This is a genomic window from Vibrio sp. Vb2880, from assembly GCF_033337975.1.
GTDB classification, from domain to species: Bacteria; Pseudomonadota; Gammaproteobacteria; order Enterobacterales; family Vibrionaceae; genus Vibrio; species Vibrio alginolyticus.
Genome location: NZ_JAWORT010000001.1, coordinates 416,838 through 438,200, shown reverse-complemented (window position 1 = coordinate 438,200; position 21,363 = coordinate 416,838). Strand labels below are relative to the sequence as shown.

22 protein-coding genes are annotated in these 21,363 nt (G+C 47.4%); 13 read left to right on the top strand and 9 right to left on the bottom strand.

All coding sequences use genetic code 11. The features are described 5' to 3' along the window. Positions 1-20 precede the first annotated feature (20 nt). The 5 genes from R7M92_RS01955 to R7M92_RS01935 all read left to right on the top strand — a co-directional run bounded on the left by R7M92_RS01955 (position 21) and on the right by R7M92_RS01935 (position 4,085). A complete protein-coding gene (locus R7M92_RS01955) occupies positions 21-971 on the top strand; it encodes an ABC transporter substrate-binding protein (RefSeq protein WP_206949223.1) in 951 nt (316 codons plus the stop codon). A gap of 54 nt (positions 972-1,025) precedes the next feature. Then, on the top strand, positions 1,026-1,694 hold the full coding sequence (gene tenA, locus R7M92_RS01950) for a thiaminase II (RefSeq protein ID WP_206949222.1): 669 nt from the start codon (positions 1,026-1,028) through the stop codon (positions 1,692-1,694). A 12-nt stretch (positions 1,695-1,706) separates the two neighbouring features. Beyond that, a complete protein-coding gene (gene thiM, locus R7M92_RS01945; RefSeq protein WP_318132564.1) occupies positions 1,707-2,498 on the top strand; it encodes a hydroxyethylthiazole kinase in 792 nt (263 codons plus the stop codon). Between the two features lie 64 nt (positions 2,499-2,562). Beyond that, positions 2,563-3,177, top strand: a complete 615-nt coding sequence (gene thiE / locus R7M92_RS01940; RefSeq protein ID WP_238970620.1) for a thiamine phosphate synthase — start codon at positions 2,563-2,565, stop codon at positions 3,175-3,177. Positions 3,178-3,359: 182 nt separating this feature from the next. Then, the gene (locus R7M92_RS01935; RefSeq protein WP_318132563.1) at positions 3,360-4,085 is read left to right on the top strand and encodes a phosphatase PAP2 family protein; all 726 of its coding nucleotides are present in this window, start codon (positions 3,360-3,362) and stop codon (positions 4,083-4,085) included. 70 nt (positions 4,086-4,155) lie between these two features. Here R7M92_RS01935 and R7M92_RS01930 read toward each other — a convergent pair whose 3' ends face one another. Together R7M92_RS01930 and R7M92_RS01925 are read right to left on the bottom strand one after the other, a co-directional pair. Continuing rightward, positions 4,156-6,603, bottom strand: a complete 2,448-nt coding sequence (locus tag R7M92_RS01930; protein ID WP_318132561.1) for a molybdopterin guanine dinucleotide-containing S/N-oxide reductase — start codon at positions 6,601-6,603, stop codon at positions 4,156-4,158. Between the two features lie 22 nt (positions 6,604-6,625). Beyond that, positions 6,626-7,720 (bottom strand): NapC/NirT family cytochrome c, encoded by a 1,095-nt coding sequence (locus R7M92_RS01925; protein ID WP_318132559.1) that lies wholly within the window; start codon positions 7,718-7,720, stop codon positions 6,626-6,628. A gap of 270 nt (positions 7,721-7,990) precedes the next feature. Between R7M92_RS01925 and R7M92_RS01920 the strand changes: the two genes are divergently transcribed. The 5 genes from R7M92_RS01920 (at position 7,991) to R7M92_RS01900 (ending at position 10,866) form a co-directional block, all read left to right on the top strand. Next, entirely contained in the window at positions 7,991-8,506 is a 516-nt protein-coding gene (locus tag R7M92_RS01920; protein ID WP_047102513.1) for a GNAT family N-acetyltransferase, read from the top strand. A gap of 9 nt (positions 8,507-8,515) precedes the next feature. Then, positions 8,516-9,247: a glucose 1-dehydrogenase gene (locus R7M92_RS01915; RefSeq protein WP_005383319.1), complete on the top strand. Its 732-nt coding sequence runs from the start codon at positions 8,516-8,518 to the stop codon at positions 9,245-9,247. A 1-nt stretch (position 9,248) separates the two neighbouring features. Continuing rightward, positions 9,249-9,719 carry a GNAT family N-acetyltransferase gene (locus tag R7M92_RS01910; RefSeq protein ID WP_047102512.1) on the top strand — a complete coding sequence of 157 codons (471 nt, stop codon included), beginning with the start codon at positions 9,249-9,251 and terminating at the stop codon, positions 9,717-9,719. A 118-nt stretch (positions 9,720-9,837) separates the two neighbouring features. Further along, the gene (locus R7M92_RS01905; protein ID WP_047102511.1) at positions 9,838-10,305 is read left to right on the top strand and encodes an HAD family hydrolase; all 468 of its coding nucleotides are present in this window, start codon (positions 9,838-9,840) and stop codon (positions 10,303-10,305) included. A gap of 33 nt (positions 10,306-10,338) precedes the next feature. Further along, complete coding sequence (locus R7M92_RS01900; protein ID WP_064369517.1) at positions 10,339-10,866, top strand: GNAT family N-acetyltransferase; 528 nt, start codon at positions 10,339-10,341, stop codon at positions 10,864-10,866. A 37-nt stretch (positions 10,867-10,903) separates the two neighbouring features. On the opposite strand, the gene R7M92_RS01895 is transcribed toward R7M92_RS01900, so the two are convergent. The 3 genes from R7M92_RS01895 to R7M92_RS01885 form a co-directional block, all read right to left on the bottom strand. Beyond that, the gene (locus tag R7M92_RS01895; protein WP_225455765.1) at positions 10,904-11,494 is read right to left on the bottom strand and encodes a type II secretion system protein; all 591 of its coding nucleotides are present in this window, start codon (positions 11,492-11,494) and stop codon (positions 10,904-10,906) included. A gap of 153 nt (positions 11,495-11,647) precedes the next feature. Next, on the bottom strand, positions 11,648-11,935 hold the full coding sequence (locus tag R7M92_RS01890) for a hypothetical protein (protein ID WP_005374318.1): 288 nt from the start codon (positions 11,933-11,935) through the stop codon (positions 11,648-11,650). A gap of 66 nt (positions 11,936-12,001) precedes the next feature. Further along, on the bottom strand, positions 12,002-12,901 hold the full coding sequence (locus R7M92_RS01885) for a DMT family transporter (protein WP_138939344.1): 900 nt from the start codon (positions 12,899-12,901) through the stop codon (positions 12,002-12,004). A gap of 92 nt (positions 12,902-12,993) precedes the next feature. Between R7M92_RS01885 and R7M92_RS01880 the strand changes: the two genes are divergently transcribed. After that, positions 12,994-14,430 carry a PLP-dependent aminotransferase family protein gene (locus R7M92_RS01880; RefSeq protein ID WP_318132558.1) on the top strand — a complete coding sequence of 479 codons (1,437 nt, stop codon included), beginning with the start codon at positions 12,994-12,996 and terminating at the stop codon, positions 14,428-14,430. Between the two features lie 95 nt (positions 14,431-14,525). On the opposite strand, the gene R7M92_RS01875 is transcribed toward R7M92_RS01880, so the two are convergent. From R7M92_RS01875 to R7M92_RS01865, 3 genes are all read right to left on the bottom strand, one after another. After that, complete coding sequence (locus tag R7M92_RS01875) at positions 14,526-15,662, bottom strand: glycerate kinase (RefSeq protein ID WP_258473835.1); 1,137 nt, start codon at positions 15,660-15,662, stop codon at positions 14,526-14,528. Positions 15,663-15,678: 16 nt separating this feature from the next. After that, positions 15,679-17,031 (bottom strand): GntP family permease, encoded by a 1,353-nt coding sequence (locus R7M92_RS01870; RefSeq protein WP_017634362.1) that lies wholly within the window; start codon positions 17,029-17,031, stop codon positions 15,679-15,681. Between the two features lie 158 nt (positions 17,032-17,189). Continuing rightward, a complete protein-coding gene (locus tag R7M92_RS01865) occupies positions 17,190-18,332 on the bottom strand; it encodes a sugar diacid recognition domain-containing protein (protein WP_005374330.1) in 1,143 nt (380 codons plus the stop codon). Between the two features lie 234 nt (positions 18,333-18,566). Here R7M92_RS01865 and R7M92_RS01860 point away from each other — a divergent pair, with 234 nt between their 5' ends. After that, on the top strand, positions 18,567-18,740 hold the full coding sequence (locus R7M92_RS01860) for a hypothetical protein (RefSeq protein ID WP_005374332.1): 174 nt from the start codon (positions 18,567-18,569) through the stop codon (positions 18,738-18,740). Between the two features lie 70 nt (positions 18,741-18,810). Here the strand turns inward: R7M92_RS01860 and R7M92_RS01855 are convergent, their stop codons facing one another. Continuing rightward, positions 18,811-19,173, bottom strand: coding sequence for a hypothetical protein (locus tag R7M92_RS01855; protein ID WP_318132557.1), 363 nt, complete (start codon positions 19,171-19,173; stop codon positions 18,811-18,813). Positions 19,174-19,449: 276 nt separating this feature from the next. Between R7M92_RS01855 and R7M92_RS01850 the strand changes: the two genes are divergently transcribed. After that, on the top strand, positions 19,450-21,297 hold the full coding sequence (locus R7M92_RS01850) for a M3 family metallopeptidase (protein ID WP_318132556.1): 1,848 nt from the start codon (positions 19,450-19,452) through the stop codon (positions 21,295-21,297). The last annotated feature ends 66 nt before the right edge of the window (positions 21,298-21,363 follow it).

The window sequence follows — 21,363 nt, the reverse complement described above, 5'->3', positions numbered from 1 at the left end:
GAAAGAAAAGGAAGAACCCCGTGAATAAAAACAAACTTATGAGCGCTGCTGCTCTACTCGCTTCAGTGGTATCAACCAACGTGCTTGCCGCTGAAAAAGAGATGACACTGATGTTGGATTGGTTCGTCAATCCAAACCATGGTCCTATCGTTATTGCCAAAGAGCGTGGTTACTTCAAAGAGCAAGGTTTGAAGGTCAACATTCAAGAGCCAGCAGATCCAAGTACACCTCCTAAGTTGGTCGCTGCTGGCAAAGTCGACATGGCGATTTCATACCAACCAAGCCTAACTATCGATGTCGCAGCTGGTTTGCCACTAATCCGCTCTGCGACTCTGATTGCTACGCCACTCAACACGCTGATGGTGTTGGATAACGGTAAGAATGAAAACCTTGGTGACTTGAAAGGCAAGAAGATCGGTATTGCGATCGCAGGCAACGAAGAAGCGACAATCGGCACCATGCTAGCTGAAGAGAACGTGAAGTTTTCTGACGTACAAATCATCAACGTAGGTTGGGCACTGTCTTCGTCTCTTGCGTCTGGCAAAGTGGATGCGATTTGGGGCGGTCTACGTAACTTCGAAACCAACCAACTTGCACTAGAAGGTTATAAAGCTAAGGCCTTCTTCCCTGAAGAACACGGCGTACCAGCGTATGACGAGTTAGTCTTCGTAGCCAATGCAAAAACCTACGACAAAGAAGCCATCAAGGCATTCAACAAAGCGCTAGAGCAAGCAACCACTTACATCGTTAACCATCCAAAAGAGTCGTGGAAAGAGTTCGTGGCTTATTCACCAGACACGCTCAACAACGAGCTTAACCAACGCGCTTGGAACGACACGCTAACTCGTTTTGCTCTTCGTCCATCCGCAGTAGATCTGAAACGCTACGATGATTATGCGCAATTCATGTATTCACAAAAAATCATCGAAACACTGCCAAAAGCGAAAGATTACGTACCGAGCTTTGACTAATTCTACTGACCTTAGGATCTCAGCCTAGGGTCTTTTGATAACGAGATACCCATAATGAAATACCAAGATTTGATCGACGCTTGCCGCCAAGATTGGCAAGAATACACTGAGCATGCTTTCGTACAGCAATTGGCAAAAGGCACTCTGACTCAGCCTTGTTTTCTGCATTACCTAAAGCAGGATTTTCTTTTCCTAAAGCAGTACGCACGAGCTTACGCATTAGCGATCTACAAAGCGCGTACTTTGGATGACATGCGCCGCGCTCTCCCAAGCGTACATGCATTGCTCGATTCTGAAATCGCCCACCACGTGACTTACTGTGAGCAATGGGGACTGACAGAATCCGACTTAGAAAACGAGCCAGAAGATTTCGGCACTGTGGCTTACACGCGCTACGTATTGGATGCTGGCATGACGGGCGATCTTGTTGATCTATACGCGGCACTAGCACCATGCTCTATCGGTTATGCCGTAATCGGTAAAATGCTGATTGAAGATGAGAACACGGTAATCGAAGGCAACCCATACGCAAGTTGGATCAACCTCTACGGTGGTGAGGAATTCCAATCTGGTGTCGCAAAAGGTGCAGAACACTTTAATCAGTTATTGGCGGAAATCGACATCAATAGCCAACGCGGTCAAAACCTGATTCAGGTATTCAAAACTGCAACGCGTATGGAAGTGGCATTCTGGCAACAAGGTCTGAACGCTCAGCAAGATTAATCGGAGAGTCTCATGTTAATTGAACAAATCACCCAAGCATTAACCGCAGTACGCCAGCAAAAGCCTTTAGTCGTGAACATTACCAACTACGTGGTGATGAACAACACGGCGAACGCTTTGTTGGCTATCGGAGCTTCGCCAATCATGGCGCACTCCAAACAAGAGATGACAGAGATAATGTCGTTCGCTGGCGCATTGGTTATCAACATCGGTACCCTAGACAGCGTTTGGACACCACGTATGAGCTATGCCGTAGAGCAAGCCAATGCCAACGGTAAAATCGTTGTACTCGACCCTGTCGGTTGCGGAGCAAGCTCACTACGTACCGAGACATCACGTGAGATCGCACGCCTTGCCGACAAGTTGATCATTCGTGGTAACGCCTCAGAAATCATCGCTCTCGCTGGCGAACAAGCACAAAGCAAAGGCGTCGATGCGTTAGACAGCAGCGACGCAGCACTTGGTGCAGCCAACTTCTTAGTCACAGAGTATGATGCAAGCGTGGTGATTTCTGGCGAGACCGATTACATCGTCACGAAAGGGCAAACCGTGCAACTGAACAATGGTCACGAGATGATGCCATACGTAACCGGAATGGGCTGTACGCTCACGGCACTAACGGGCGCTTTTGCTGCCGTTGGTGATGACACTGGTCTCGCAGCAGCAGCGGTACTGGGTGTTGTTGGCGAGATTGCAGCGGAACAAGCTCGTGGTCCAGGTAGCCTGCAAATGAACCTGTTGGATGAGCTTTACCAGTTGGATGAAGAAACATTGGCGAAGCGCCTCAAACTGCACGTGCAATAAGCTTTTATCTCTTTTAACACTAGCCTCTCAATCCTCTTTCAATGAGAGGCTTAAAGGAAACCCAATGAACGCCTATCGTTTATATTTGGTCACCGATGACCAACAAGATTTAGCCACACTAAAGCGTGTTGTGAAAAAAGCCGTGGAAGGTGGCGTGACCATGGTACAAGTCCGCGAAAAACACGGCGATGTGCGTGCGTTTATCGAACGAGCTCAAGCCGTAAAGACTATCCTTGAAGGTACTGGCGTCCCGCTAATCATCAATGATCGTGTTGATGTTGCCCTTGCCGTCGATGCCGATGGTGTTCACCTCGGGCAGTCAGACATGCCAGCAGAGATCGCTCGTCAATTGATTGGCCCAAACAAGATCCTCGGCTTATCGATTGAGACTGAAGATCAGCTGGCAGAGGCGGATTCTCTGCCCATTGATTACATCGGCTTGAGTGCCATCTTCGCTACGCCGACCAAAACCAACACCAAAAAACACTGGGGTATTGATGGTTTGAAGATGGCGTTAGAGACGACTTCACTGCCGATTGTTGCCATTGGCGGCATTAACGAAACCAACATTCCTGCCCTGAGTGCGACAGGTGTACATGGTTTGGCTTTGGTTTCTGCCATTTGTCATGCAGAAAACCCAACCAAAGCAGCAGAATACTTACTTTCTCTGATGGATTAAGACCCCAGCGCTTAAGGATGAGCGCCTTTACCTTCCGGATAAATATCATCAATTCATCACTCAACCTTCATTCTCTCGTCAAATTGACAAAGCGTTGATAAGTTTTTCACGCCAGATAACGTAAGATAAGCCCCTTATTTTCACGTGGTTGAATAACCCTCAATAAAAACAAAACGCTCTCAATGAAAACCAAAAAATATGGATTGATGATGCTCGCCTTGTCTGTTCTTGGCATCATCTCAATGTCGCTGTTTGGCTCTTATCACAATCTCACTTCACAGGTGCCTGAAAGTCTGGGTATTACTTTTACTTTGCTCACAGATTCTGCTGGCAGCAAAGGCTTTTTAATTACGTTAACACTGCTACTGCTTTCTTTATTTCACTTCAAACCAAATCGCACTGAGTGGATGCAAAAACTCTCAATGTTAGGGCTGTTACTTGTGATTGGCTTTGCCAGCAAAACGGGGCTAAAACTAATGACAGAAAGCCCGCGTCCCTACACGGAATTGCTCGCAGCAGAACAATTGATTGAGCACCCAGACGCGTTTTATCAGTTGGATACAAAGCAGCAAGCCAACGTAATTAACCAGATTTCTGAACACGTCAGTGATTGGCGAACGCGCCATTGGCAAGGCGAGAAAGACTATTCTTTCCCATCCGGCCATACGATTTTCGTTTCGATTTGTTTGGCTTTCTTTGGCGGGTTGTTCTTACAGAACAAGTGCTATATCTCTGCACTGTCATTATGGATGTGGGGAATGAGCGTCGCATATAGCCGCTTATGGCTGGGGATGCATCGCCCTGAAGATTTAATAGGCTCAGTCTTGTTTGTCGCGATTGTATTTACTTTACTCCCGACATTTCAAATTAAGAAACAGATGCCATTTGTTTCTCTCGCTTCGCGCTAATGTGAACGATTACTAGATAAAAAAGAAGCCAGCGATTCGCTGGCTTCTTGCTTTAAAACGCTACTTTTTTCTAACCATTTCTTGGTGGTTCAAACGCTGTTAGTTCTAATTCTGGGCCAGTGTATTTTTCAATACGAGCCAGTGCCGAGTTCGCCGCACAGCCGTTTGCAAGTCGAGAGGTCGGAATATCCAACGTTAACACGTTACAACCGCCGTTCTTACAAATGCCGGTTTTCGGATCCAGATCCGGCCAGCCGCCTTCATGAATACACACTGAACCTTGCTTGATTCGGTCAGTCACTTCTGCACCAACCAATACTTGGCCACGGTTGTTAAACGCACGAACTAAATCGCCCGTTTTAATACCACGCGCTTTCGCATCTTCAGGGTGAATCCAAATAGGTTCACGGTTTGCAATTGCGTACTCTTCGCGAATCTTCGCGTAGTTAAACTGGCTGTGTAGACGATGCGCTGCGTGCGCGGTCATTAGCTGCAACTCGCCGTCTTTTGCATTGCCAGTGTACTCGGTTGGTGCCATCCACGTTGGGTGTGGAGGACAGTCTTCCAACTGATAACCTTCAATGGTTTTCGAGAAGATTTCGATCTTACCACTTGGTGTACCGAGTGGATTCATGATCGGGTCTTCACGGAAATCTGCGTAACGAACAAACTGTGCGTTCTTCTCGTTCCACTTCATCTCGATCAGTTGGTTATCTTCCCAGAACTTGCTGAAGTTCGGCATTGCTACGCGAGAGCCACGGCCACCGTGTTGCGCCGCCTTGTAGAAGCCGTACAGCCATTCCATTTCAGTTTTGCCTTCGGTGTATACGTCACGGCCACCCGGAGCTAGCATCTCGGCCATGTCCGCGAATACATCGAAGTCATTACGCGCTTCACCTTGCGGCTCAACCACTTGCTTCATTGGCACCAAGTGTTGGTTACTGTAGTCACCCGTCATCGTTAAGTCGTTACGCTCGAACGATGTGGTAATTGGCAGAACAATGTCCGCGTGCTTCGCAGCCGCCGTCCAGTAAGGCTCTGAAATCACGATCAGCTCAGGCTTTTGCCACGCTTTGATCAGACGGTTGGTGTCTTGGTGGTGAGTAAAGTTCGCACCACCTGCCCACCAAATCATCTTGATGTCCGGGAACGTCAGTTCATGACCGTTATGATGGTAGGATTGACCTGGGTTTTCCAACGCCTCGACAATACGCGCCACAGGGAAGCTTTGCACCGCGCCAGACACCGCCCAGTCGTTCCCCGCAGAAGAGCCGCCACCCAGCGATGCCGAAATCGCAGGAAGTACGCCAGCATCACGAGCAGGGTTACCACCGTTTGAGTAGTGGTAAGAGAAACCAAAACCACCGCCCGGTAAACCGATTTGACCCAACATTGTTGCCAGTGTAACCAGCATCCAGTGACGCTGCTCACCGTATTGTTGGCGCTGCATGCCCCAACCAGCCATCAGCATGGTGCGGTTTTTACTGAAGATATCAGCCAGTAGCTCAAGTTGCTTCGCAGGTACGCCACAGATTTGTGATGCCCATTCTGCTGATTTTTCTACGCCGTCTTCTTCGCCCATCAGGTACGCTTCAAACTTGTCGTAACCTGCGGTGTATTTATCGAGGAAGGCTTTATCGTGCTTACCTTGTTTCACTAAGGTGTGTGCGATACCCATCATCATTGCCACGTCGGTCATTGGGTGAGGAGCAATCCACTCCGCATTCTCGCCAAAGAACTCGATGGTTTCAGAACGAATTGGGTCAATCGCAATGATCGTCTTGCCTGATTTTTTCAATTGATGGAAGAATTCAAGACCAGCACAGTCTGTTGAGCTCCACGCGATTTTTAAGGTGTTGATTGGGTTTAAGCCCCAAAGCACAACCACATCACTGTGCTCTAGCACCACTGGGTACGTGGTTTGTTGCTCGTACACTTCGATAGAGCCCACAACGTGCGGCATGATGATCTGCGCAGCACCCGTTGAGTAGTCACCCAAGTGGCCTGAGTAGCCGCCTGCCATGCTCATGTAACGTTGCAGCAAGGTTTGTGCTTTGTGCAGCACGCCACTTGAACGCCAGCCGTAAGAACCAGCAAACACAGAAGCCGGGCCATATTCTTTACGAATGCGCATGTGCTGTTCGTGGATCAGCTTGTAAGCTTCATCCCAAGACACGCGTACAAATTCATCGCTGCCGCGAACACCTTCGGGAGCTGATGGGTTTGCCAAGTAACCTTTACGAACCATTGGGTACTTAACACGCGCTTTAGTGTGCACTTGGTCAGGACCGGTGCTTTGTAGGCTATTTGGTACAGTTTGAGGCAGAGCATTGGTGGTCGAAACCAACTTACCATCTTGTACTTCACACAACATTGGGCCCATGCGGCCCGCCGTTAGAATGCCTTTGCCGCGAGCATTAGAAGACGCAACAGACATAGGTGCAAATGAAGTGAATGCCATTGCACCAGCCGCCATACCAGTGCCTTTTAGAAATCCGCGACGGGTCATATTAGTCATAATCTTATCCTTCTATTTATCGTTAGTGACCAACCACATCTTTCGCGTGGTGCTGGAAGAACTTGGTTAGAATTTCTAGGTTCTCGACTGAAATATCAGTTCGATCACCCATACTTTTCGCTACCGGTCCCCATGCATTCACTGTGAAGTGATTTGAAGGAATTTTCGCGTGACAAGTTGCACAGTAAACGTTGTCCAACTCTTCTGCGTATGACCATACTGGTTCAAGCGTGTCAACAACTGGAGAATCAATAGCACCTGTTAGAGAAACCGCGCGCCATTCGTTGCCGTAAACATCTGCCTCAAATTCACCAGTTTCAAGCGCTTGTTGGCCTTGCTCGGTTAGCGTTGCTACGATGGCACGTTGACCTTCTCCCATGTAAAGCACTTGCTCTGCGCCTTTCATTTGGAATGCGTTCAACTTAACAGTGCGGTTGTCGCCTTCAGAGCTGATTACTTCCAACTTCGTCGTTGGGTTAATTTTACCCATCTCACCCATTGCGATTTCAGTCACAGGGTAAACAACCTTGGCATTAGGTGATGTTTTTGTGGTGAAGCTCATCAACGTTTCAAATGCCTTGCTGTCTAGCTCTGCTTCTGGTGCAAAGTGCGCCACACCTTTGTGACAATCGATACACGTTTGATCGTTCGCTTTTGCGTACTCGTGCATCTTCGCCGCATCACGTGATTGCTCAAACTCTTCCATTGCATCGAAATCATGACACGAACGACACGTCGCTGAATCATTTTCACGGAACTGAGCCCATACCGTTTCAGCCATATCTTTACGATGTGCTTCATATTTCTCTGGCGTGTCGATCTTACCTGTCACAAATTCATGGTAGATGTCTTTCGACGCGCGAATTTTGGTGATCAGGTAATCCATTGGTTCTTGAGGAATATGACAGTCAGAACATTCCGCGCGAATGCCTTTCGCATTACTGAAGTGCACTGAGCCTTGGTACTCTTTGTAAGGGGTTTCCATAGAGTGGCACGAGAGACAAAATTCAGTATCTGAGGTGTAATGCATTACTGCCGCACTCCCCCCCAAAGTTAACCAGCCCACACCAATGCCGGCAGCAACCAGCAGTGCAACATATCGTTTTTTTATTGACATAATTAGCAACACTTCCAAATAAAATGTAATTATAGGTCGCAAATTACTACTTTATGGGTAGTCCTCTCTTGATCCACATCATTTCCGTGTTGCTCTGTATTCCTCAAGTATGAAATTTTGTTATTTACATATCAAAGATGAATATATGGCAATAATCCATTGCCTAGCCAACTATTCACCACATAAATCACTTTTATGAATGCAACTATTTGATTAAACAGATAAGAGGATGAGAGACTGAATCTCCACATTGATGCAGTAAGGACACGCATGTCAGTTTATATCGAGACGCACAGAAGCCAATTAAGACCCATCAAAGCCAGTGACTGGGAACTCTTTCAACGATTACTTTCCGAACAAGAGGTTATTGCGCTCTGTTTCGATCGTCCCAGCGAAACAGAAATAAGAGAAAAATTTGCTTCGCGATTATTACCATGGACCCCAAATAGCCAGCATTGGCTTTGCCTTGTAATACTCAATAAGCAATCAGAACAACCCATCGGCATCACTGGCTTTGCTATTGAAAACGGTAAGGCAGAGGTAGGTTACTTACTTTTGCCGGAATTTCATGGCCAACAGTTTGGAACAGAAACTCTTCAAGCGCTTCTATACTGGGCAACCTCGACACATAACATCAACCACTTTTCCGCGACGGTCACTGAAGGCAATATTGCGTCAGAGCGTGTCCTGATAAAATGTGGTTTCGAACTCATTGAGGTCATTCCAGACGCATACCAAATTGGTGGCAAACCCTACGCCGATAAAATCTACTCACTACAAAAATAAGGACGTATTTTGAATAAAGTAGTCATCATTACCGGCGCAAGCCGAGGCATTGGAGCCGCAGCGGCGAAAAAGCTGGCCGAGCAAGGCTATCGCGTTTGCGTTAATTACCGCACTCAGCAAGAGGCCGCCGACCAAGTTGTGGCAGAAATACAAGCAAACGGTGGCAAAGCGATTGCCATCGCCGCAGACGTAGCCGATGAGAAGCAAGTGCTCTCCTTGTTTGATGAAACAGAACGTGAATTTGGTGCAGTGACGCACTTGGTCAACAACGTTGGCATCCTATTTACTCAATCGCCTTTGTCAGAAATCAGCTTGGAACGCTTTCAGAAAGTAATGAACACCAATGTGAATAGCTGTTTTCTCTGCTGTCGAGAAGCGGCGAAGCGATTCAGTGCAGGCGGTGCAATTGTGAATGTCTCCTCTGGAGCGTCGCGCTCAGGCGCGCCATTTGAGTATGTCGATTACGCCACATCAAAAGGCGCGATGGATACCTTAACTAAAGGGCTCTCGCTAGAGTTGGCAGAGCGCAATATTCGCGTCAATGGCGTTCGACCTGGTTTCATTTACACTGATATGCATGCCGACGGCGGAGAACCAAACCGAGTAGATAGACTCAGCCCTCAAATTCCTCTTAAACGCGGTGGCACGGTAGAAGAAGTGGCAAATGCGATCGCTTGGCTATTAAGTGACGAAGCCTCTTATGTCACAGGATCATTTATCGATATTGCAGGGGGCAGATAGAATGCAAGTCCATATCCGACAAGCGATTCCCGATGATTTAGACGGAATTTTTCAGCTTAATTTTCAAATTAATTCACTGCATTTTGCGAATGCGCCAGAAGCCTTTGTTGCGCCTTCAGAAGCTGACCGTGAATTTCTTGCACAAGCACTAGAGAACAAAGAGCGACTCTTTTTGATTGCCGAACGCGAACAGCAAATTCTCGGCTTCTTAACCGCGATGATCACCCAAAACGACACCATCAGTTTTCTGATCAAAGACCCAATTTGTCGCGTGGGAACAATTGTTGTCGATGAAGCGCAAAAGCAGCAAGGAATCGGCCGCCAACTGCTCCAAGCCTGTGAGCAATGGGCGCGCGATGCCAATGCCACACAAGTTCGATTGGAAGTGATGGAATTCAATCAGCCAGCACAGCGCTTTTACGATAATCAAGGTTTTAAAACTAACTCACGCATTATGCTGAAACATTTGTAACGATAACGACAATTAAGCGCTTTTCACGACTAAACCCACCTAAATCGCATTTATCGATGCAATTTACCCCCTGATTTTAGAAAAAGACGATATGATGTGCGGATAAGGAGATTCGAACATGATTTATCTTTTCGATTGGGGGAACACCTTGATGGTAGATTTCCCTCACGCACAAGGAAAAATGTGCGATTGGGAACACGTAGAAGCAGTTCCTCAAGCCAGAGAAACACTGGCAATACTTTCCCAAAATCATCCCATCTACATTGCGACCAGTGCATCTGATTCCAACATGGAAGAGATTCAGCGTGCATTTGTTCGCGTCGACTTAGACCAATACTTAAATGGCTATTTTTGTTTTGCCAACCTCGGTATCGCTAAAAACCAACCTGAGTTTTATCTCGCCATCGCAAAACAGTTAGGGGTTAACGTAAGTGGAATAACCATGGTTGGCGATTTACCTCACAAAGATATTTACCCTGCGATGAAAGCGGGCGTAAACACAATTTGGTTTAACCCAACGGGCGCTGATGCACCAGCCGAAGCCATTCCTAACCAAATTCGTTGTTTATCTGAGCTTATCCCCTAACCGTTACTAACCTGCACTAATCAAGGAAGATGAATGCAAATCAGATCCATCAAGGTGAGCGATATCGCGCGCTTCACCGCGCTGTGGAATCGAGTGTACTCCGAAGGGGAATTTTTGATTTCTCCAGCACCCGATAACGCAACGCTTCGCAGAATCCTGCAACGTGTGGAAAACGAGTCCATCCCTCAGTTTGTCGCGTTTGACCGCCAAAAACTTATCGGTAGTGTTGAAATCTACCCAGCTGAGATGTGCGGTTACGAAAGAGAGCAACGCCTTCGCGTCGGTATTCTTGGTATTCACATCGACAAAAACTACCGAGGCAAAGGATTGGGGCGAAAACTGTTGGCTGTCGCGATCGCACGTGGTTGGGAATTTGGTTACGACCAAATCGCACTCTACGTATACACAACCAACACACCAGCGATTGCTTTGTATGAACGGTTTGGATTTGAACATCAGGGGGAACTTGGGGAAGTGACCTTGCCAAATGGTAAAGTCTTGATGAGTCAAAAAATGATATTGTATAAAGCGCAAAGCCGTTCGAAAAGCCCAGATTTGTAGACTCACGATAACCGTTGTTCGCAACACTTATTCGGGGTTAACACCCTTGCGTCACATGCCCTCGAACAATTGAATCGTTAGAGGCTTGATTCACGTAGTAGAAATAGCATGCCTCTTCTGCCAGTGTGTAACCTTGCGGCCAAATGTACACCACGCGATCAACACCCGATTTATCTAAGAACTGATAATCAGGAATAGCGACAAAATGAGCACTGTTTGGGTGCTGCTGACCGATGATGCAAAAATCACTGCCTTTGCACGGCACGTCAATTTTCGAATAACCTCTGGCTGGTAGATCGATTTCTAACAAAGCTCGAATACTATCGGCACTCGCTTCTGGCATGCCTTTGCGTGTTTTGACATGTCGGTCAATGTAGTGAACGTGCTCTTGGCCGTAAGCGTTATCAATCACTGATTGAGCATGAAAGAATTTGAGAGCCGTACCCAAAGAAGACTGAGAACTGTGCAGCATCGCAGCGTATGCTTGGCGATGAATATCGAGTAATACTGGTAAAGCAGCTAATGCGATGAAAGCCAAAGTGGTAAGCACTATGGTGATTTCCATCAGCGTAAATCCCTTTGATTTCACGTTTCTTATCTCAACTAGCCCAAGACAATAGCCCCACATCCATGTGAGACCGAGCCAATATATCGCCAATTTCTTACGATTAAAGGCTTAAGGGGTAAGAAGAGACAAACACCACTCAAACTTGAGAACAGCAGCCAAAGAGCAGTGTAACAAAACGACGCTATGTGTCAGATATTAGACGGTTTTTACTCTCTAGTTACTGAGTAAAGGCACATTATTTCGCACCAGACCACGACGAACATTCGTGCACATTTTGCCAAAACGACGAATCTCATCGAACTGCGGAACAATGCCGCGCTCCATGGCTGACTCCCAATAAGTGACTTCTGAATCGACCATTTCCAACAATTTCTTCGGACAGCCAATGCACTGCCCTTCTGGTCCACATACAAACGTTTCTGGTTCATAAATTGGTAGTTCCGCTTTTACTTGCTCGATGATGCTACGCATGGCGGTCATTCGATCTGGCTTTACCTTCATCATTCTGCTCCACGGATTAAGATGAAGCAGATTGTACCCACTGATACGCAAATGTCCCTACCCAATTTAGGTATATTCTGTTTGAATCGATTTCTTTATCGTCAGATCCGGCTTTTTAACCACCAAATACACCGCCGTAGCTGCCAGTACGAAACCAGAAATCCCCATCCAATCAAATGACTCTCCAAACGCGAGCCAAGCCTGAATCGCCGTCGTTGGCGGCACCAGGTAGAATACAGAAGCTACGCTCGATGCAGCACCGTTCTTAACCATGTACAGCAGCAGTAGAATAGCTACACAAGAGAGCACGACGACCAACCACAACACGGTCAAAATAAACTCCAGTTCCCACTGCACTTGCATGGTTTCAAACTGCATCGCAACGGGCAGAAACATGACGAGCGCGGCCAAATATTGCACCGTCGCACCACCCACCATATCCACTTTTTGGCAATGTTTTTTCTGATAAAGTGTCCCTAGCGTGATACCAACCAAAGCCAACAAACACAAACCAATGGCCAACACTTTATGCTGCTCGGATTGCCACTCCATTTTGCCCATCAACACCATAGCGATACCGACAAAACCAAGAGCCAAACCCAGCCATTGCGAGGGCTTAAACTCCTCACGAACAAACGCCACCAGCAAAGCCGCGGTTAAAATCGGTTGAATACCCACCAGCAACGAACTCAACCCCGCAGGCATACCCAAGGCGATAGCGAAATAAGTACCGCCCAGATAGAAACCGTGGATCAACGCACCAACCACACAGCTGTGCCAAAAATCTTTTCCTGTCGGCAACCTTCTACGCAATACCGCCACAAGAACCAAAAACAATAAGACATTGAATGCCATACGGATAGAAAGTAGTGTCGCTGGCTCGGCATATTGCAAACCAAAACGCGCACCAACGAATCCAGAAGCCCAAAGGATGACAAATACAAAAGGGATGGCTCGGATTAACATGATCGCCTCACTCACGCTTGTTTTATGTTTTAAGATACTGCTAATGTAATTAGGTACAGTGTTTTCAAAAAGTGACAGATGGAAGTGTTTTTATGGGTACAGATTTATTGGGAAGCGGTGAAGGGAATAAGTACCTCGTGGTGGAAAAACACCTCAAACAAGCCATCAGTGGTGGCGTTTATCAGGCGGATGATCGACTGCCCTCCATTCGCTCGTTGAGCCAAGAATTAAACGTCAGTAAAAATACCGTGATTCGTGCGTATCAAGAGCTGGAAGCACAAAACTTGGTGTACTCGGTTCCCAAATCGGGTTATCGAGTTAAAGTCGCTTTGCCGACCTCTCGCTCGATTCCGGATCCGACTCGCGTGGATTTGCTCTCGATCTGCAAAGAAATCCTTACTTATCCTGAATACCAAGAGCGTTTGCCTACCGGTTCTGCCCACCCAAACATTGACTCCCCCGCGATCAAAAGCTTGTACGCCGAGATCGGCCGCCACAGCCGCCAGCAAACGCATGTACCGAGCCATTACCAATTACCACCCGGTGATCACCTCTTAATCAAACAACTGGCGAAAATCACACAAGATTTGGGCACGCCAGCCAAGTTGGATGAGATCATGGTGACGCACGGCGCGCAACAAGCCATTAGCCTAGCGCTGCGCGCAACGACACAAAAAGGCGATATCGTCGCGGTGGAGTCCCCTTGCTATTTTGGCAACTTATTGATGCTAGAATCACTCGGCCTCAAAGTGGTGGAAATTCCGAGTTGCCCACGCGACGGTATGTGCCCCGAAGCCTTAGCAAAAGCAATGGCGACATGGGACATAAAAGCGATCATCGTAACGCCAAACTTCACCAATCCAACTGGTGCCATGATGCCGCTAGAAAAGCGTCAACAATTACTATTGGCGTCCGGCAATATTCCTATTATCGAAGACGATGTGTTTGGCGGGTTAAGTTATTATAAGCCGTTGCCAAGCTTGAGATTGCTCGATGACAAGCAACGCGTAATTTACGTGAATTCGTTATCCAAAACGCTCGATTCGCGTTTGAGAATTGGTTGGATGTTGGCGGGGCGATATCGAGACCAAATTGAACAATATCTACTGTGTGAGAACATGGGCAGTTTGAACCTGATGCAATCCGCCGTGGCAACGTTTCTAACGTCAGGCAAGTATCGAACACATACTGCGCGAATGGGTCGGGTTTATCAAAACAACATGCGACGATTTATCCAGATGCTTCATCAATACTTGGATGAATACGAACCTCTAAAAAATCGATACCAGATCAACGCCGTACAAGGCTCGTTCTTACTTTGGTTGCGACTGCCCGAAGACACGGACAGCTATGCGTTGTATCAAGCATGCAATAAGCACAGAATCAGCCTACTTCCCGGCACCGTATTTGGCACTCAAGGGCAATATCGGCATTGCGTACGCCTCAGCGTGGCAAACTTTGGTCATGAAACCGATTGGAGTCAAGCGATGCAAACACTGGCAAAATTGATAGCAAAGCATGCCTGTTAACTCGCTCTTGCTAAATGAACTTATGCCTACACACGCAAACACGTAACAACAAAAAACTCCACGCAAAGGTGGAGTTTTTCATATCGTCATCGCCTTCAGTGCGACTTAATTTGCCACATTCTCGCGACGTTTTCGGCTAAGTTAGCAACGTTGACGTCGGCCTCTTTCATGGCCTCAGGTAAGCTCATCGCCCTTGGTACACAAGCAAACACCGCATCAATGCCGCACTCATAAACCGCCTGATAGTTGTCGCCCACACAGCCTGCTAATGCAATGACTGGTAAATTACACTGCTTGGCGACCTGAGCAACGCCCATCGGCGTTTTGCCATGTGCGGTTTGATGATCGATTCGACCCTCGCCTGTAAATACGATATCCGCATCCGCAACATGCTGAGCAAGTTTGACCGTTTCAAGCACAATCTCAATTCCCGGTTGCAAACGTGCTGGCGTGTACCCGAGCAAGGCCGCGCCCATACCACCAGCAGCACCCGCCCCTTCACGAGTCAGTACATGCTTACCCGTCGCTTGTTCCGTCAACTCGCCAAACTTGCGCAATGCGTTATCGAGCAGAGTAACGTCTGATACGGTCGCTCCCTTTTGCGGGCCAAAGATAGCCGACGCGCCTTTGTCACCACAGAGTGGGTTATCAACATCGCACGCTACCAACACTTCGCAAGTTGCTAAACGAGGGTCAAGACCAGAAATATCGATGGACGCAAGCGCCGCTAACCCGCCTCCATTTGGGGTAATTGCATGACCAGATTCATCAAGAAACGCCACCCCCAACGCGGTCAACATGCCCACGCCACCATCATTGGTAGCGCTGCCGCCCAAACCAATGATTAAACGTTGAATGCCTCTGTCTAGCGCGTGTTTGATCAGCTGTCCGGTACCAATGCTACTGGTCAGTTTTGGGTCGCGAGCGTCACTCGGCACAAGGTGTAGCCCACTGGCCTCCGCCATTTCAATAACCGCGGTTTCGCCGTCGCCGAGGATGCCATAAAACGCTTCAACATCATTCCCTAATGGCGCGGTCACCGTTGTGAAGACTTGTTCGCCTTGAGTTGCATCTATCAAAGATTGAACCGTGCCTTCGCCACCGTCTGCGACCGGAACCGTAACAAACTCAGCATCATGCCATACGCGAACAAGACCCGTTTTGATCGCCTCGCTCACTTGTTTGGCGGTTAAGCTTTCTTTAAATGAATCAGGTGCAATTACCACTTTCATACGTATTTCCAGAGACTTATAAGAGAACGAGGCTCAAAATGTACACCAATGCCATTGCCGTGACACCTTGAACGAGCGTAGCCATGGTTTGCGCGCGGTACGCTAAGCCCACCGACATGCGGCTAAACTGCGAAACTACCCAGAAGAAACTGTCGTTTGCATGAGAAACCGTCATCGCACCAGCGCCGATCGCCATCACCGTTAATACGCGGCCCATTTCTGAATCGAGCCCCAATTGCGTAAGCATAGGCGCAACCAAAGCCGATGTGGTCACCAATGCAACCGTTGATGAACCTTGCGCCGACTTTAGCGCAGCCGCAACGATAAATGGCATGAAAATACCCACGCCCAGCGCCGATAGCGTCGTACCTAAGTATTCACCTAGCGGCGTGGCTTTTAATACGGCGCCAAATGCGCCACCAGCACCAGTAATCAAAAGAATAGGCGCAGCAGCCGTAATACCTTGGCTGATTCGCTCGCCAAATTCTTCAATCTTGTTGTCTGATTTGAGTAGGCGAACAGAAAGGAACAGGCCAATCACCAATGCCGTTAGTGGCTGCCCTAAGAAAGTCAGAACATCAAACACAAAACCTTCGCCCAGCGGTAGGCTTGGGAATTTCGCGATAGAGCCAAAACAGATCAATAAGATAGGAACAAAAATAGGAGCGAATGCTTGGCTCGCCGTTGGCAATTTGCCGTAAGACGCTTTGAGTGCTTGCCAGTCTTGCTGAATTTCTTCTGCGGCTTCAATGCCATCTGGTTCAACATGTTGGAATCGGTTCGCCCACAACATCCCCGCTAGCGCCGCAACCGCTGCAACAAACACACCCACACCAATCACTAAACCAAGGTTAGATTCCAGGCCTAAGTTACCCGCAGCGGCAATCGGTCCAGGAGTTGGCGGCACAAACGTGTGCGTTGCGTATAGGCCAGTTGCCAACGCCACACTCATCGCAACGCTTGAGGTTTTTAAACGCTTCGCGAGTGATTCTTTGAGCGAGTTCAGAATGACAAAGCCTGAATCACAAAATACTGGAACAGAAACGATGTAACCGATGATACTCATGGTCAATGTTGGGAAACGCTCACCCAACACTTTGATGACCGTATCGGCCATGGTGATCGCCGCACCACTTTTTTCCAAAATAACACCAATGATGGTACCTAAAACGATAACCAAACCAATGTAACCAAGGATACCGCCAAAGCCAGAAGCAATGGTTTTGGCAATGCTATCTGCCGGTAAGCCGTAAGCAAATGCCGCAAGGAACGCCGCGATGATCAGCGCTAAAAAGGGATGTAATTTGAATTTGGTGGTCGTGAGCACAATAAATGCGATCACCCCAAGCAGGATTAATATAAGGTTCATGATAACTCCATTTATTCTTATTTTGCTGAGCGAGTCCGTGTTGGCTCACTCAACATGTAGGGACGCATGAATTATTAATCGTTTGCTTTCGAATTCCTTTAGGCGGAGTGACAAATGATGTGGTCAAAAAATAACGCGTATTGTGCAAATGCACAACATCACGACATTTTTGAGAGCCGAGTCGCAATATAAAGCTCCGCTAACCCCACAAAATTGGTTGTTGGTAGCCCTGTTATCTCGGTGATTTTCTCTAACCGATAGCGCAGAGTGTTCCGGTGAATAAACAGCATTTTAGAGCATTCTGTTACATTGCCATTGCATTCAAACAGTGCATCTAGGGTTTTCAATAATTGCCCAGATTTGTCTTTCTCTTTCAACCGTTTCACACCATCAATAATTTGTTCACCTTGCCAAATATCCGCCAACGGCGCTAACAAAACAGGCAAACGAAGTTCATCGAACAGGTACTTACGTTTCTCTGGGTAGAACTGCTTGCCAATGGCTAATACCTGCTTCGCGCTTTGGTATGACAACGCGACATCTTTAGGCTCATTAAACAGCTGCCCTAGCGCAATGTGAAACGTATGCGAATCGTGATCGCTTAAACGCGACATCAACTTATCAATGCGCTCACTTTCAACTTGGCTATCCCACTGCTTGGCGGAATGACACGGTTTCAACACCACAATTTCATTCACCGAGACAATCGCAACTAGGTTGTTACGCTCTGGGTATTCAAGCAGTTCAACAATATTGCGCACACTCTTCATGCTTTTTGAGGCCGACGGCGTCGAGACTTCAATCACCGTTGCCACCCGTGGTTGAGTAACATCGATAGAAAGACGCATCGCCCAATCTTTCAGCTCTTCATCGGTCAATTTCCCATTGATCCAAGCCAGAATAAACTCTTCGCGATGACGTCTGTCCCACTGAAATTTTTCCACCAGCGCGGCTTGCTCGATTGTCAATTCAGCGGTCATTTTAACCAGTTTGGCAAAATCTCGGATTTTCTCCGGCTCGCCTGTGACACCAACAATACCGACCACGTCACCATGTAATTTCAACAACATATTGATACCGGGTTTGACACCCTGCAACGTCAAACATTGCTGCTCATTAAGCTCTAGCGAATCGCCATGATTCAGCGCCAGTACCGCGCCATCATGCACTTGCCCAACACGTTTAGGGTCGCCACTGCCAATGATGATGCCTGCCGAGTTCATCACATTCACATTGTGACCAATGATGGACATGGTTCGATCAACAATTTGTTGTGCTAAAGCGTGGTCGAGAATCACCATTTCGAGTTTCCAAATTGACCGTTTAATCACTCAATAAATCACAAATGGCAAACTATCGCGATGCTGCGGTTCTAAATAACGGAAGCAGCTCAAAGCATTATCCAATTACCCATATTTAAAAAGTGGATTAAACCTTCATTTTTAGCAGCGGGTTATATACTTAGAACAAAGGTTACCAATGCATTCTTCACTGTGCATTGATGCCACTCGTCTACCTACAGAGGAGAGATCAACATGGAGTTACGGAATAAATCGGGGGAAGTTGCAAATATTGCTGATAACCTCACTTTGAAGGAAATCACAGAAATGGGCTACACCGTAGATTTATGCGATGAAGCATTTGCCCCTGGAGAGCATTGGAAAGCGGAAGGTAAAACGCAAGGTATGGGCGAGTATCCAGAGGAGTAAACGTCCTGACTAACCAGCGTACAAAAGCGTTCCACAAACAGAAAAGCCGAGCGACTTAACGCTCGGTTTTTTACTTCTGAACTTCTTGAATAAACAAGCTCATCTCTTCAAGATAGTTGCCGTTTGAGCATCCCCAGTCGGTGACCTCAATCAACTCTGTAACTAACTGTCCAGACTCATCATCTTGCACGCTCTGCACAAACGCTTCAAAACGTTCCAGTTGCGCCTGACTCTTAACGCCATGCACGGCATATTCTACAAGCAAGCCGTTGTACGTCTGCCAGCGCTGATCGCCCGCAACATCATTGCTTAAAATCACAGAACACTTTTGTTGAATGCTTTCAACCGCATCATTTCTTGGTGGCGCGACTGTGGAACATCCAACTAAAATCGTACCTACCGCCAATAACGTAACTTTTGTCTTATTTATCATATCGTTTCCAACTGTATCGCCACGATATGGAAATCTTATTACACCTGATAAGGATCATCGATAGCGCACCGCAGATTAATTACTTAATAAACTGTAAACTCCATACCAGTCTTAACACTGCAAGCTCATAACTCCTATTAACTCACCCAAATGTAAACAAATAGTAAAATCACCTTTACGCGATGCAAAATCGACAAATGAGATTAGCGTTCCTTTCTCGCGACCAAGCGTGCAATAATCAACTGTCTACATAACGAAACCATTTGAAGGATCAAAATGACCGCAACGGATTATCTCAACGACCTCAATCAACGTTACCTTGCGATTCACCGCACCAAAGAAGATTTCTTTTGGGAAACTTACATGGGGATCAGCGATGACCATGATGGCTCGACGCAAGCACAAACGGCATGGACAAGCTTTTTAAGCAACGCCGAGCAAATTACTGCCATCAAACAACAGCTTGAAGCCGCGGACTCAATTACCGACCCACAAGAGAAACAACAAACCATTACGGGTCTATCTGGTTGGCTGGCGATGTTTGAATCTCACGCTATCGAGGGCGAAAAAGCACAAGCGTTGAAAAATCAGCTCATTGCCTTTGAAGCTGAGCTCTTCGAGAAAAAACAGAACCACGTACAAACATTTACCGATGAGAACGGCGAGCAAGTAGAAGGTTCACTTCCAGTATTAAACTCAACCATTCGCACCAGCAATCATGAAGAAGTTCGCCAATCGGCTCATCAAGCGTTGCTGAACCTTGAACAATGGCTACTGCAAAACGGCTTTATTGAACTGATCAAACTGCGCAACCAGTTCGCTCGCTCACTGGGTTATGCGACTTTCTTTGATTACTCCGTGCAAAAAACGGAAAAGATGAGCACTGAGCAGCTATTCGAGATTTTGGAAGATTTCGAACAACGCACGCGAGATGCGCACCTAAACAGCTTAGAAAACTTGGCGAAAGAGAAAGGCGCAAGCGCACTAGCAGGCTACAACTTTGTTTACTCATTCGCGGGTAACGTTATGCGTGACCTTGACCCATACGTGCCGTTCTCAAAATCTCTGAGACGCTGGGTAGAATCATTTGGTCGCCTAAATATTGATTACTCTGGCGCGACGCTAACGCTGGATTTACTAGATCGCAAAGGTAAGTACCCGAATGGGTTCTGCCACGGCCCTATCCCTTCTTTCTATAATCAAGGCGAATGGGTCGCAGCGCAGGTGAACTTCACCAGTAATGCCAAACCAGACCAAGTGGGCAGCGGCTACGATGGCATTAACACGCTGTTCCACGAAGGCGGCCACGCAGCACACTTTGCGAACGTAAAAATGAACGCGCCTTGTTTCTCGCAGGAGTTTGCGCCGACGTCAATGGCTTATGCAGAAACTCAGTCGATGTTCTGTGACAGCCTGTTAACCGATGCCGATTGGCTAAAACAATACGCACTGGATGATGAAGGGAATCCGGTTCCTGATGAAATCATTCAAGCGATGATCAACAGTCGTCAGCCATTCAAAGCTTATGAAGAACGTAGCATCTTGGTTGTGCCATATTTTGAGCGCGCGTTGTATCAACTGAGCGATGACGAGTTAACGCCAGAGCGCATCACTAAGCTGGCTCGCGATTGTGAAAAACAGATCCTTGGTTTGGAATGCAGCCCTCGCCCACTGATGGCGATTCCACATTTGCTATCCGACGAAGCAGCTTGTGCGTATCAAGGTTATCTACTCGCGCACATGGCGGTGTATCAGACCCGTGCATACTTCCTTGAGAAGTTTGGTTACCTGACGGATAACCCAGAAATTGGCCCACTGCTGGCAAAACACTACTGGCACGCAGGCAATCACTTGTCGCACAACGAAACCATTGTCAGCCTGACTGGCGAAGGCTTCAATGCCAAATACCTTGCAGACGTGTGTAACCTGTCGCCAGAACAGGCATGGGAAGTGCAGCAGAAGAAAATCGACTCACTTGCGACGCGAGAGCGAGCATCAGTCGCTTCACTGAACGCCGCGATTAAAGTCGTCGACGGCAGTAAAGAGCTGGCAAGCAACTCCATCTCTGACGAACAAATGTGTGACGATTTTGAACATTACATCGTAGAGACTTACGGTCGATAACACGCAGAAAGCCAGGAGCTCGCCTTCTGGCTTTTTATTCTTTAGCTAATGCAATAGGAAGGAAGA

Bases quoted from the DNA above. Each gene is read 5' to 3' on its own strand.
- tenA (WP_206949222.1), top strand. From the start codon at position 1,026: ATGAAATACCAAGATTTGATCGACGCTTGCCGCCAAGATTGGCAAGAA.
- thiM (WP_318132564.1), top strand. From the start codon at position 1,707: ATGTTAATTGAACAAATCACCCAAGCATTAACCGCAGTACGCCAGCAA.
- thiE (WP_238970620.1), top strand. From the start codon at position 2,563: ATGAACGCCTATCGTTTATATTTGGTCACCGATGACCAACAAGATTTA.
- R7M92_RS01935 (WP_318132563.1), top strand. From the start codon at position 3,360: ATGAAAACCAAAAAATATGGATTGATGATGCTCGCCTTGTCTGTTCTT.
- R7M92_RS01930 (WP_318132561.1), bottom strand. From the start codon at position 6,603: ATGACTAATATGACCCGTCGCGGATTTCTAAAAGGCACTGGTATGGCG.
- R7M92_RS01925 (WP_318132559.1), bottom strand. From the start codon at position 7,720: ATGTCAATAAAAAAACGATATGTTGCACTGCTGGTTGCTGCCGGCATT.
- R7M92_RS01920 (WP_047102513.1), top strand. From the start codon at position 7,991: ATGTCAGTTTATATCGAGACGCACAGAAGCCAATTAAGACCCATCAAA.
- R7M92_RS01910 (WP_047102512.1), top strand. From the start codon at position 9,249: ATGCAAGTCCATATCCGACAAGCGATTCCCGATGATTTAGACGGAATT.
- R7M92_RS01905 (WP_047102511.1), top strand. From the start codon at position 9,838: ATGATTTATCTTTTCGATTGGGGGAACACCTTGATGGTAGATTTCCCT.
- R7M92_RS01900 (WP_064369517.1), top strand. From the start codon at position 10,339: ATGCAAATCAGATCCATCAAGGTGAGCGATATCGCGCGCTTCACCGCG.
- R7M92_RS01895 (WP_225455765.1), bottom strand. From the start codon at position 11,494: ATGTGGGGCTATTGTCTTGGGCTAGTTGAGATAAGAAACGTGAAATCA.
- R7M92_RS01890 (WP_005374318.1), bottom strand. From the start codon at position 11,935: ATGAAGGTAAAGCCAGATCGAATGACCGCCATGCGTAGCATCATCGAG.
- R7M92_RS01885 (WP_138939344.1), bottom strand. From the start codon at position 12,901: ATGTTAATCCGAGCCATCCCTTTTGTATTTGTCATCCTTTGGGCTTCT.
- R7M92_RS01880 (WP_318132558.1), top strand. From the start codon at position 12,994: ATGGGTACAGATTTATTGGGAAGCGGTGAAGGGAATAAGTACCTCGTG.
- R7M92_RS01875 (WP_258473835.1), bottom strand. From the start codon at position 15,662: ATGAAAGTGGTAATTGCACCTGATTCATTTAAAGAAAGCTTAACCGCC.
- R7M92_RS01870 (WP_017634362.1), bottom strand. From the start codon at position 17,031: ATGAACCTTATATTAATCCTGCTTGGGGTGATCGCATTTATTGTGCTC.
- R7M92_RS01865 (WP_005374330.1), bottom strand. From the start codon at position 18,332: ATGGTGATTCTCGACCACGCTTTAGCACAACAAATTGTTGATCGAACC.
- R7M92_RS01860 (WP_005374332.1), top strand. From the start codon at position 18,567: ATGGAGTTACGGAATAAATCGGGGGAAGTTGCAAATATTGCTGATAAC.
- R7M92_RS01855 (WP_318132557.1), bottom strand. From the start codon at position 19,173: ATGATAAATAAGACAAAAGTTACGTTATTGGCGGTAGGTACGATTTTA.
- R7M92_RS01850 (WP_318132556.1), top strand. From the start codon at position 19,450: ATGACCGCAACGGATTATCTCAACGACCTCAATCAACGTTACCTTGCG.